The following is an 11,771-nucleotide window of genomic DNA, read 5'->3' as shown; positions in this document are numbered from 1 at the left end:
GAGGCCAAGCCCGCGCCGGGCATCCTGAAGGCAACCGCGACGGCGGACGCGCAGGGCGCCGGACGTGCAGGATGGGCCCGACGACGTCGAAGACGAGCCCGGCGATGCCGAGGGCCAACCACCGGCCCCGCATCAACAGGACGGCGGCGGCGCATCGGGCGACCATGATGTAGCTGACGCCGACGTCGGTGGTGATGGCCAGGGCGTCGGACGCGCAGGGCGTCGGACGCGTGGGGCGCGGACGGGCCGGGCGGCGGACCTGGTACCAGCGGACGTGATGCCGGCCTGCTCGTCCATCGTCGGTCTGGTGGCGGGCGTTCCGGGTGAGGGCGGTCTTCGGACGGCGTCTGGCTGAGATAGCGTCGGCCGGATGCCACGCGGAACGTACCTGCACCTGGAGGACGGAACCGAGGAGCGTTTTCAGTGTGCTCCCGGCCCAGGTGGCTGGCGCTATGTCGCGTCCCGCACGGACGGGACCCGTGTCGATCTCGTCGTGGACGCGCGCTGGCGCCAGCTCAGGGTCGAGATCGTCGCGCCGGACTGGTGGCTTCGCGGAGGTGCCACCGGCCGCGAGGTCACCTGGGTCCGAGGAGGCTCATCCGCTGGGGCCGCCGAGCATTCGGCACCGGCGTCGGGCTTCCTGGGAGAGTCCCCAGCCTTCCTCATCGCGACCGCGCACTACATCGCCACCGCGCACAACATGGCCAAGGCGCAGCCATACGCTCCGCACCCGCCCGCTTCAGGCGATGCCATCCCCGACCCTCTGACCCCGGCGAGCGCGACCGTTGGGAATGCACCCACACCCGTCACATCCCCTGGCGCCGTCTCATCCGAGTCCCCGCCCGCCCCCTCAGAGCGGGACGTATCCGCGTTCGGTACGGACGGGATCGCCGGCGATTCCACGTGGTTGGGAGGCGAGGAGTTCAGCGGCGAAGAAGGCGACGTTGCAGGGCATCAAGGCCGGGTTGTCGGGACGGCGGCGGACGTGCGGCTTGTGCGTGTGAGTGGGTTCGCGCTGGCGACGTTGACCGAGGCATGGCGTTGGCGGCTCGCTTCCTTGACGAGGCATGAGACCGATAGCGGGCCCCTGCCGGTCGAACGGTACGAGGTGGCGGACCTGGCGACCGGCGAGGTTCAGCACGTTCACCTGGCGGGTGACGTGGTCCTGGACGCGCCGGGCATCGAACTGACTGACCTGGACGGTCCTCCCAACTTGTTGACGACCTGACCTGAGCGCCGCGGAGGCGGCGAGTCGGGGCAGGTCAGGACGGTTTGACGGTGACGGTGTGAGTGGTGCGCGCCGAGTCGTTCCAGACCGACAGGACGCGGCGGACGGGGTCCCAGCTGCGCTTCTTGTCGCTGGCGTTCACCTTGGGGGTGCCGGGGTAGACGGTCGCGGGGAGCCAGATCTCGGTGGGGCCGGACGCGCCGGTGCCGGAGCGCCACGTCACCGTGAAGGTGCCGGAGCCGAAGGAGATCTTCGTGGGGGTGCCGGCCACCGCCCGGGGGAAGGGGCGGGCGAGAACCTTGCCGACCTGCGTCAGGTTCCCGGCGCGGTCGAGAGGAGCGAGGGTCTCGTTCGAGCCCTGGGCCTGCGGGTCGTTCGACCAGTACCCCCAGCCGGCCCGGAGGTCGTCGCTCATCGACAGCCAGTCGCGGGTGTAGTCCGCGGCTCCCGGCTGGGAGAAGCCCATGGCGCCGATCTCGCCGATCCACAACGGGGTGTTGAGGCGCCTGGCCGCGTCCGTCATGTTCTTGCGCCAGAGGGCGAACTCGGTCTGGACGATCGTCTTGGAGATCCCGGTGTATCCGCCGCCGATGTCGACGCCGCCAGGGTAGAAGTGGGCGCCGAGCACGATGCGGGAACTCGGGTCGGAGAGCCGCGCCAAGCCCGTGCCCGCCGTTCGGGAGCCGTCCTGCTGGGCGAGCTTGGCCAACGCCGCGCGCAGGCGCGGGTCGTGGACCTGGCCGAGGGAGGTGCCGAGGCCTTCGTTGACGCCGAGCGCCTGTGGTTCGACGAACACCCACCTGTTGCGGTCCACCTGGCGGATGGCGTTCACGATGCGCTGGTAGAACGGCGTGAGCACCGGGCCCTCGAAGGAGCCGAACTGCTTCGTTCCGCCGAACGGCTCGTTCATCAGGTCGTAGCCCAGCACGGCCAGATCCTTGGCGAAGCGTGCCGCGACGTGCTTCCACATCGCCACGTAGCGCTGCATGAGTTCCGGGTGCTTGCCGGTGTTGTTCCAGAAGTTGTCGTAGGCGCGGAGCACGGCGGGCTGCAGGTAGGTGAGCACCCATGGATCCTGCGGTGTGCAGGGAAGGCCGTCGGTGATCGTCGCCCAGGCCGGAGCGCCGTCGCCCGCTCCCTTGCAGGCCGACGGGCCGTAGATGTCCTGGTGCATGTCGAGGACGACGTTGATGCCCTGCTCGCGGTACCAGGCCACCCGCTGGGCGACCTCGTTCAGGTAGTGGTCGTCGTACTTGCCGGGGCTCGGCTCGATGTTCTTCCACTGCAGGACGTACCTGACGACGTTGCTGCCGAGGTTCCGCCGTTCGGCGACCACGTTGCGGCGCTCGATCCAGGGCAGACCGGACGGTCCCTTGGCGTCCCCGGAAGTGTTGAGCCCGTGCAGGACGAGCGCACGCCCCTGGCCGTCGGTGATCTGGCGCAGCCCGTCGCCCTGGTCGGCCGACGCCGTTCCGGTCTGGAGGACGGTCGTGGGTACGGCGATGAGCAGCGCGGTGAGTGTGAGGCGTGCGGCGAGGGTGACGACGGGACGGGGCACGGCAGGGCTCCTTGAGCAGGCGACCGACCAAACATGAAATTTCCTCGGATGCTAGGGCGGTGGTGCCACCGCTGTCCATGGGCCGAGGAGACCAGAGTTCCGCGATCGTCACCCGAAGCGCCACCGGGTCCGAGATCTGTGGATAACCCGCTCACAACCGGGCTCACGTACTACGCGTACAGCTCAGAAAGCCACCGCACGCGCGGCGTACAGGCGGCGCGGAAGAAGCCGAGCGCCCTGAGGGATGACCGGCTGAGACTCAGCCGTGCGGGTACGGGCCTGCTGGAGGAACAGCCGGGCCGGGAACGACCGGATAGGGCCCGGACGGAACGGGAGCGGCAGCCGGATAGGGGCTGCCCACGGGAATTCCCGTGGCATTCGGCCATCCACCTGAATAGGCGGGAGAGACGGACCCGCCAGGATGTCCAGCGGGAACGGGAGGAGCGGGAGGCCCCGGGGGGAAGGCCATCGGCACGGGGACGCCGGCGGGGCCGCCGACAGGGACCGGCGGCGGTGCCAGCGGGTCGCGCGCAGCGCGGCGGAGGCGCTGCTCATGCTGCCGCGCGAGGCGCCGCTCCTCGCGGTGACGGCGCTCCGCCAGAACCGCGGACAGGAGGATCTCGGGCCGGATGCCAGGGGGCGGAGGGGGCCCGACGAGCGTGAAGATCTCTCCGGTGAGACGTTCTCCCAGCGAGTCACGGACCTCTGGGAGCAGTTCCCAGAAGCGGGCGAGGTACTGCCGCGCGGTCATCGCCAGTTCGTCGGGCATCCGGGACAGCTCCAGCGTCCGCGCCCAGCCCGCGAGGAACGGCGGCATCCAGGCCACCGGTCCGTACATGCCCGCGGCGGACACCCGCTCCTGGATGACCAGGGTTCCGGCGAACAGGTCGCCGAGACGCTTGCCGCGCCGGTTGAACAGCGAGGTGAGCAGCGCGGGCGCGCCGGTGAACGACCAGAACTCGATCACTCCGGCCAGCGCGCGCACGAGGGCCTGCCGGAAGCGGACGGGGCCGCCGTCGTCGGCCACGACGCGCAGCCCGAGCGCGAGCTTGCCGAGCGTGCGCCCGCGCGAGAGCGTCTCGAACGCGCACGGGTAGCCGACCAGCACGAGTGCGACGACGAGGATCGACAGGCCGGTGACCCACGCGGCGTCGGCGACCGTGCCGACGAGGGTGACGATCGCGAGGACGAAGTTCAGCATCATGAGCTGCAGGCCGACGTCGAGCAGGAGGGCGCAGCCGCGGCTGGCGAGGCGCGCCACCCGCAGGTCGAGCGCGACGGCCTCACCGACGACGAGTTCCCCGTCCTCCACCGCACGCGCCACTGCGACCTCACTTCGTCGTACGCCGGGCCCTATTTGTGGGGCACAACGACACTCGTCGTGTTTTGGACAGCCTAAGCGTTAGGCTCCCTCGGGTGGACGTCGATGCGTACGTGGCCGCGCACAACGCAGAGTGGCAGCGGCTGGAGAAGCTGATCAACTCCTCCCGCAAACGCACGGGCGCGGAAATCGACGAGCTGGTCGAGCTGTATCAGCGGACCGCGACGCATCTTTCGGCGATCCGCTCCAGCGCGCCCGATCCGGCCCTGGTCGCCCGGCTGTCCTCGCTGGTCGCGCGCGCACGAGCCGCTGTCGCGGGCGCGCAGGCGCCCATGTGGCGGGACATGACGCGCTTCGTCACGGTGTCGTTTCCGGCCGCCGCCTACCGGACGCGCTGGTGGTGGATCGGGAACGCCGTCCTCGGCAACATCCTGTCCCTGGCCCTGGCCATCTGGATCGTGCACAACCCCACGGTTCAGGCGACGCTCTTGGCTCCGCACGAGATCCGCGATCTGGTCGACCACGACTTCGCCAACTACTACACGGAGCATTCGGCGGCATCGTTCGCGTTCCAGGTCTGGGTCAACAATGCCTGGGTTTCGGCGACGGCCCTGATTTTCGGCATCCTCCTAGGGATCCCGACGATTCTCGTGCTGCTGACGAACCAGCTCAACCTTGGTGTGAACGCGGGCCTGATGTTCGCCTACGGCAAGGGCGGTGTCTTCTTCGGGCTGATCCTGCCGCACGGTCTGCTCGAGCTCACCGCCGTTTATCTCGCCTGCGGAGCCGGCCTGAAGCTCGGCTGGACCATCATCGACCCGGGCCCGCGTACACGTGCGCGCGCTCTGGCAGAAGAAGGACGCGCGCTCGCGAGTATCGCTCTCGGACTTATCGGCGTCCTGCTGGTTTCCGGTCTGATCGAAGGCTTCGTCACCGGCTATGTGCATACGACGTGGCTTCGCGTGGGCATCGGCGTCGTCGCAGAGGCCACTTTCCTCGCCTACGTCATCACCTTGGGCCGCCGCGCGACTCGCTCCGGCGAAACCGGCGATTCACTCGACCAGCCCGATGCGGCCCCCGCGGCGGGATGACCACTGTCAGGTGACCGGTGTGCGCCGTGAGGCGCTGTGATTCGAGTGGAGGTGGGAGACCTTCGCCTCTGGCCTGTCGTAGCAGGTCGGTGGAGCTGAGGGCAGCCTGATCCGGGTGATGCCGGGGAGGGTGGGAGCAGCCCTGACAACGCTGGGACGTGCCAGTACTGCCAGATGGTGCGGGTCCGGTTAGCGGGACGAAGAGGAGTACGTGAGGAACCGGCGTTGTTACGTCCCTCCACTTGACGCCTGCTCGAACCTGGTGGATGTGGGCAGGACGCGGTGCGCACCCGCCGGTCGCAGACCGGTGGGGAACTCCTGGGCTGGTTTGCCGTTGCCGGCTGGGAGGCCATGAGGAAGGTCTGCGGCGTACTCATGGCGATGCCGCAGGGACAAAGTCGGGCTCCTACTTCGTCGAGCGAATCACGGTGAACACGGGAACCACCCGGTCGCAACTCCAGGTCACGGGCGTCCAGCCTGATGGCGGGGATAGGTGCATCGACTGCCGAACGGGCCGGGTGGGACGGAGCCGCCGTAGTAGTCCGAGGCCGGGAGAGCCGGTCACATGGCGAAGGGCGGCAGCGGTTTCGAGAAGGGATGGAGGCTGCAATGCCGAAAGACGCGCTGCCGAATGGCAGCGCCCAAGACCAGGCCCCGTCGGGGTCGTGGTCGCGGGTATCGGAGATGCAGGCCAAACTTCACCGTTGGGCGGCGACCGACCCCGGTCGCCGGTTCGACGACCTGTTCAACTTCGTGCACGACCCGGCGACGCTGATCGTGGCGTTCGACCGGGTCGCGGGCAACCGCGGGGCACGCACTCCCGGCATAGACGGCCTGACGGTCGCTGCAGTCGAGGAGCGCATCGGTGTCACGGGGTTCCTGGACGACCTGCGGGCGTCCTTGAAGGACGGTTCGTTCCGGCCTTTGCCGGTGCGGGAACACAAGATTCCCAAGCCGGGTAGGTCGGGGAAGGTCCGCGCTCTCGGGATTCCGACGGTCGCGGATCGGGTTGTGCAGGCCGCGTTGAAACTCGTGCTGGAACCGATCTTCGAGGCCGACTTCGAGCCGGTCTCGTATGGGTTCCGGCCCAAACGGCGTGCTCAGGACGCGATCGCTGAGATCCATCATTTCGGCAGCCGAGGCTATCGGTGGGTGCTGGATGCTGACATCGAGGCGTGCTTCGACCGGATCGACCATGTGGCCCTGATGGGCCGGGTGCGGTCCCGGGTGAAGGACAAACGGGTTCTGGCGCTGGTCAAAGCGTTCCTGAAGGCCGGGATACTGACCGAACTCGGCGAGAACAGGAGCACTACGACCGGCACGCCGCAGGGCGGCATCTTGTCTCCGCTGCTGGCCAACATCGCGTTGTCGGTGCTCGATGAGCACCTGATGAAGCCATGGAAGAGCGGTGGATCGATGTCGAGCGAGGGCAAGCGCGGATACCGCCGCCGCAAGGGTCTGCCGACCTGGCGGCTGGTCCGCTACGCCGACGACTTCGTCGTCCTGATTCACGGGACGCAAGACGACGCGCTGGCGGTGCGCGAAGACGTCGCCAGGGTGCTGGAACCGATCGGGTTGCGGCTGTCACCAGCCAAGACCCAGATCGTGCATCTAAGTGACGGGTTCGACTTTCTGGGGTTCCGCATCCAGTGGCGCCGTAAGAGAGGAACCGATAAGTGGCACGTCTATACCTTCATCGCCGACCGGCCCATCCGGTCGTTGAAGGCCAAGATCCGTGCCCTGACCCACAGGAAGTCGCAACAAGCCCTGGGATCCGTGCTGATTAGGCTCAACCAGATCATGCGCGGCTGGGCCAACTACTTCAAGCACGCCGTGGCCAAGGACCGGTTCTCCGCACTTCACCAGTTCGTCTGGTGGCGGCTGATCCGGATGCTGCAAGTACGGCACCGCTGGAGCTGGAAGGACGTCCGACGCCATTTCACCACCCCCACAGGGCGATGGCTGCCCATCACGGCGACGGACGGGACCGAGTTGTTCAACATCGCCAAGGTCACGGTCACCCGATACCGCTGGCGGGGCAACACGATCCCCAACCCCTGGATTGCACCCACATAACGATAGAAACCGTGGAGAGCCCGGTGCGGTGAGAGCCGCACGCCGGGTTCGGAGGGCGGGCCGGGGAAACCCACCGAGAGCAATCCCGGCAGGGCATCCCGGTCCGACCCCACTCTAGAGCCGACCGGCGGCCTTGAGAGCGAGGTACGCGTCGGCCAGGGCCGGGGCAATGCGGTCAGGCGGCGCGTCCACCACTTCCACTCCGTACGAGCGGAGTTCGGCGGTGAGGCGGCGGCGGTCCGCGCGTGCGCGCTCTGCGGCGGCCGCGTCGTAGACGGCGGCCAGGTCGCCTCGTGCGGCGGCCATCTCGTCCACCAGCGGGTCGGACACGGCCGCGATCATGACGAGGTGGCGCGAGGTGAGCCCCGGCAGCAGCGGCAGCAGGCCCTCCTCGAAGGCGGCCGGGTTCAGCTCCGTGAGCAGGACGATCAGGCTCCGGCGGCGGACCCGGGACATGACCGCGGAGACCATGCCGGCGGCGTCGGACTCGATCAGGGCGGGCTCGAGTGGAGCCATGGCCTCGACCATCTGCGACAGCAGGCCCGTCCGGGAGGCGTTCTCGCACCGTGCGCGGACCGTCCGGTCGTAGGCCAGGAGGTCCACGCGGTCGCCCGCGCGCGAGGCGAGGGCCCCGAGCAGCAGCGCCGCGTCCATCGAGCAGTCAAGGCGGGGAATGTCCCCGACGCGTCCGGCGGACGTGCGTCCCGTGTCGAGGACCAGGTAAAGACGGCGGTCGCGTTCGGGACGCCAGGTGCGGACGAACACGTCGTTACGGCGCGCGGTGGCGCGCCAGTCGATGGAGCGGACGTCGTCGCCGACCACGTATTCGCGCAGGGAGTCGAACTCGGTGCCCTGGCCCCGAATCATCGTGCTGTGCAGGCCGGTCAGTTCGCGCAGGCGCGCGAGCCGCGAAGGCAGATGCCTCCGGGAGGGGAAGGCTGGCAGGACGCGGAGTGTTCGCGGTGCCGGGCGCGAAAGCTGACGGGCGGCGAGGCCGAGCGGCCCCACCGACCGGACGACGACCTTCACGGCCTCCCGGTCACCCCGACGCATGGGCGTGAAGGTCTGATCGATCCGGCGACGCTCTCCCGCGGGCACGTTGATCGTCGCCGTTCGCGGGGACACCCCTGCGGACGGCGGCCACACGTCTCGCAGGACGGCCTTCACACGCCGCTTCCCGGTGTTCTCCACGACGAGCCCGGCGTTCGCCACCTCTCCCAGGCGCACGCGCGTGTCTCCCTCCCTGTGGAAACGCAGCGCTCGCACATTTCCGGCCAGAAGCAGGTCGACGACCACGCCAAGGAGCAGCAGCCCCCACAAACCCAGCAGGACGGCGCCGTTGGGCACGAGCAACGGAACGAAGGCCGCAACAAGGGTCAGCAGTCCGAGCCGTCCGGTCACCGCCATCAGCGGGGAGCGGGGACGTGGGCGAGGATGCCCTCCAGCACGCCGTCGGCGGTCGCGCCCTCCAACTCGGCCTCAGGGCGGAGCTGGACGCGGTGCCGCAGAGTCGGCCTGGCGAGTGCTTTGACATCGTCCGGCGTGACGTAGTCGCGGCCCATCAGCCACGCCCACGCGCGCGAGGTCGCCAACAGGGCCGTCGCGCCTCGCGGAGACACGCCCAACTGCAAGGAGGGGGCCTGACGGGTCGCCCGGCAAAGGTCCACGACATAGGCGGCGATCTTCGGATCCAGGTGGACGGTCCTCACCGCCGCCTGTCCAGCCGCGAGGTCGATGGCCCCGGCCACCGGACGCACCGCCGACAAGTCGCGCGGGTCGAAACCGGCCGCGTGCCGTTGAAGCATCGCGATCTCCTCGTCCCGCGTGGGCACGGGGACGGTCAGCTTCAGCAGGAACCGGTCGAGCTGAGCTTCAGGCAGGGGATAGGTGCCCTCGTACTCGATCGGGTTCTGGGTCGCACACACGACGAACGGGTCCGGCAGAGCGCGCGCGCTGCCTTCCACCGAAACCTGCCGCTCCTCCATGGCCTCCAGGAGGGATGCCTGGGTTTTGGGCGGCGTCCGGTTGATTTCGTCGGCGAGCAGCAGGTTGGTGAAGACCGGGCCTTCACGGAACTCGAACTCCGCCGTCCGGTTGTCGTAGACCAGAGATCCGGTCACGTCGCCCGGCATCAGGTCCGGCGTGAACTGGACGCGCTTGAAAGTCAGGTCGAGCGCGCGCGAAAGGGTCTTCACCAACAGCGTCTTCGCGGTACCGGGAACGCCTTCCAGCAGCACATGGCCACGGCACAGCAAGGCGATGACCAGGCCGGTGACCACCGGATCCTGTCCGACGACGGTCTTGGCCACCTCGCCGCGCAGGGCGGTGAGCGCCGCGCGCGGGTCAGGACCCGTCGGAGCGGCCGAGACCGCCCCAGAGCCCGCCGCCCCGGAACCCAGCCGGACGGAGTCCGCTGGTACCGAGTCCGACAGGACCGCGGCCGAGTGGTCGACAGCCGTGGCGTCCATGCCGGGGGCTCCTGCGTACTGCGCGGCGGATTCCCCCTCGAACGGCGCCGAAGGGGCCGCTGGGACGTTCCCAGAGGGCTCCCCGTCCCAGCCGGGCGGTGCCGATTGGCTCATGACTGGCGTACCTGCCTTTCCAGGTCGTCGAGAAGATCGGCGAGCGCGAGCAGCCCGGCGTCGTCCACGGGCTCGCCCCCACCGGGGTCCAGCTGGTCGCCTTGTCCGGTAGGCCAGCTTTGTGCTGCCTGGCCGGGGTCAAGACCGTACAGCGCGGCAGCGATCGTCCGCTCGTCGTGGTCGGTGCGGGCCGCTACGGCTAGGACGACCTCACGAACGGCGCCCGGATCCTGTGCGGGCAAGATCTGCGCGACTGTTCGCGGCAGTCCGAGCAGGGGGACGATCCGGTCTCGTGTGCCTGCGCGAAGGGCTTCGGCCGCACGCCCGCGCGCACGATGCGCACGATAAAGGCGGGATCGGCCCGTCACGGTCTCGGCCGAGCGGACGACCACGGGGAGCGCTTCGGCGACCACCGGCCCGAGCCGCCGCCCCCGCCACAACGCGACGGGGACGATCGCGACCATCAGGCCGAGGAAGAACAGCTTGACACCGCGCGGTAGCAGGTCGGAGAGCGTGCGGTCGCCGGTCTGATCACCGGAGGCGTGCTGCACGTCCGGGATGAGCCAGATGACCTGGGAACGCGCCCCGACCAGGTTCATCGCGAGCGCGGCGTTGCCCTCCTCGGTGAGGTGCCCGTTCGTGAGCGGCCTGGCCGAGCCGAGGACGGTCACCATCCGGTTGGCGACCTGGTACTGGACGAGCCGAGGCTTCCCCGATTCCGGGTAACACGCGGTAACACCCGACGGGACGGTGTAGGTCTCGGATTCCCCGAACGAGGCGGTTCCGGCGAGCGTCGCCCCCTGCAGCGCGCACTGCGGGTCCGCCTGGGGGAGGAAGGTCGGGCCGTCCTGCTCGACGCCGGGGGCGAGGGCCGTGAGCGTGTCGCGGCCCGGCTCGACGAGCAGGAGGTCTCCGGAGGTCCCGCCCAGCCGGTCCAGGTCCGAGCGGGTCAGCCGCTCCGGCCGGGTGACGACCATGATCGTGCCCGTCCCCGCGCGCGGCGCGGCGGTCGACACGCTGTGGGCGACCTCGAAACCGACCCCACGGCCCTTGAGGATCTCGGCGAGCGCCCGCGTGCCGCCGGGTTTCGGCGACTCCGGGTCGAGGTCATCGGGCTTCCGCGACGGCTTGAGGGCGGCCAGGATCACCCCGACGACCACCACGCACAGCAGGACGAGCACGATCCCGCGCGCGGACCGCAGGCGCCGGCCGGCCACCTGCCCGGCCGTGGGCTCCGCCACTGTCACCATCGTGAGCTCCAGCCCTCGGCGAGCCGCGGGTCCGCGTCGTCGAGCGCCTTCGGCTTCGTCGAACGCAAGCGGTCGTCAACGGCCGTGACGCGTGCGTACTCCTCGGCACTACCGGGCCGGTCGCCGTACCAGACGTCGTCGAAGATCCGGACGGTCGCCCGAAGATCGTCCGCGAGGTCCGGGAGCGCCGCGCCCGCCTCCGTGGCGAGCTCGTCGGCGGTCCTGCCCGGGCGCGGGGACAGGATCGCGCGTTCCTCGAGATCACGGGCCATCGCCCTGAGACGCTCGCGGATCGCCCCAGGCCACTCTCCAGCGGCTGCCAGACGCTCCGCCTCCGCCCTGTGGTCGGTCGAGGTGGACGGCTCGTCGTCCAGGAGCGGGTCGCGCTTGGACCGGCGGTTGAGACCGCCGCGCATGAGCCAGAACACGAGCGCCGCCGCGAGGATCACGACCAGGACGATCACACCGATCGAGACCCAGCCCGCAGAGCCGCCGCCCTTGGCGTTCGGTGCCTGCGCGTGTGAGAACAGCTCCCGAAGCCACTCACCGAGCCGCTCGAGCATGCGCTCCAGCCAGGAAGGCTTGTCCCGTTGGTAAAGGGGCTTCTCCAACTCGCGCCTGGCCAGTTCCCGCGCGGTGTCGCGATCCACAGGGGGAGGGTCAAG

9 protein-coding genes are annotated in these 11,771 nt (G+C 69.5%); 3 read left to right on the top strand and 6 right to left on the bottom strand.

Annotated features, from left to right (window positions below):
• Positions 1-370 precede the first annotated feature (370 nt).
• Positions 371-1,228, top strand: a complete 858-nt coding sequence (locus EBO15_RS04765) for a hypothetical protein (RefSeq protein ID WP_147481377.1) — start codon at positions 371-373, stop codon at positions 1,226-1,228.
• 34 nt (positions 1,229-1,262) lie between these two features.
• Here EBO15_RS04765 and EBO15_RS04760 read toward each other — a convergent pair whose 3' ends face one another.
• A complete protein-coding gene (locus EBO15_RS04760; protein ID WP_122193069.1) occupies positions 1,263-2,786 on the bottom strand; it encodes a cellulase family glycosylhydrolase in 1,524 nt (507 codons plus the stop codon).
• Between the two features lie 259 nt (positions 2,787-3,045).
• Positions 3,046-4,110 carry an RDD family protein gene (locus tag EBO15_RS04755; RefSeq protein WP_233615947.1) on the bottom strand — a complete coding sequence of 355 codons (1,065 nt, stop codon included), beginning with the start codon at positions 4,108-4,110 and terminating at the stop codon, positions 3,046-3,048.
• Between the two features lie 92 nt (positions 4,111-4,202).
• On the opposite strand from EBO15_RS04755, the gene EBO15_RS04750 reads away from it, so the two are divergent.
• Both EBO15_RS04750 and ltrA read left to right on the top strand, forming a co-directional pair.
• Entirely contained in the window at positions 4,203-5,198 is a 996-nt protein-coding gene (locus EBO15_RS04750; protein WP_122193068.1) for a stage II sporulation protein M, read from the top strand.
• Positions 5,199-5,807: 609 nt separating this feature from the next.
• Complete coding sequence (gene ltrA, locus EBO15_RS04745; RefSeq protein WP_122193167.1) at positions 5,808-7,274, top strand: group II intron reverse transcriptase/maturase; 1,467 nt, start codon at positions 5,808-5,810, stop codon at positions 7,272-7,274.
• 114 nt (positions 7,275-7,388) lie between these two features.
• On the opposite strand, the gene EBO15_RS04740 is transcribed toward ltrA, so the two are convergent.
• From EBO15_RS04740 to EBO15_RS04725, 4 genes are all read right to left on the bottom strand, one after another.
• The gene (locus tag EBO15_RS04740) at positions 7,389-8,681 is read right to left on the bottom strand and encodes a DUF58 domain-containing protein (protein ID WP_122193067.1); all 1,293 of its coding nucleotides are present in this window, start codon (positions 8,679-8,681) and stop codon (positions 7,389-7,391) included.
• On the bottom strand, positions 8,681-9,673 hold the full coding sequence (locus EBO15_RS04735; protein ID WP_122193166.1) for an AAA family ATPase: 993 nt from the start codon (positions 9,671-9,673) through the stop codon (positions 8,681-8,683). Before EBO15_RS04735 ends, EBO15_RS04740 begins: the two co-directional genes overlap by 1 nt.
• Before the next feature lie 179 nt (positions 9,674-9,852).
• Positions 9,853-11,106, bottom strand: a complete 1,254-nt coding sequence (locus EBO15_RS04730) for a DUF4350 domain-containing protein (protein WP_122193066.1) — start codon at positions 11,104-11,106, stop codon at positions 9,853-9,855.
• On the bottom strand, positions 11,100-11,756 hold the full coding sequence (locus EBO15_RS04725) for a DUF4129 domain-containing protein (RefSeq protein WP_233615946.1): 657 nt from the start codon (positions 11,754-11,756) through the stop codon (positions 11,100-11,102). Before EBO15_RS04725 ends, EBO15_RS04730 begins: the two co-directional genes overlap by 7 nt.
• Positions 11,757-11,771 lie beyond the last annotated feature (15 nt).

The sequence above is a fragment of the Actinomadura harenae genome (assembly GCF_003696215.1).
Taxonomy (GTDB): domain Bacteria; phylum Actinomycetota; class Actinomycetes; order Streptosporangiales; family Streptosporangiaceae; genus Spirillospora; species Spirillospora harenae.
The sequence above is the reverse complement of the archived record's forward strand: the minus strand, read 5'-3'. Positions and strand labels throughout refer to the sequence as shown.

Excerpts from the sequence above, each read along its gene's own strand:
- EBO15_RS04765 (WP_147481377.1), top strand. The coding sequence starts at position 371 with ATGCCACGCGGAACGTACCTGCACCTGGAGGACGGAACCGAGGAGCGT.
- ltrA (WP_122193167.1), top strand. The coding sequence starts at position 5,808 with ATGCCGAAAGACGCGCTGCCGAATGGCAGCGCCCAAGACCAGGCCCCG.
- EBO15_RS04740 (WP_122193067.1), bottom strand. The coding sequence starts at position 8,681 with ATGGCGGTGACCGGACGGCTCGGACTGCTGACCCTTGTTGCGGCCTTC.
- EBO15_RS04730 (WP_122193066.1), bottom strand. The coding sequence starts at position 11,106 with ATGGTGACAGTGGCGGAGCCCACGGCCGGGCAGGTGGCCGGCCGGCGC.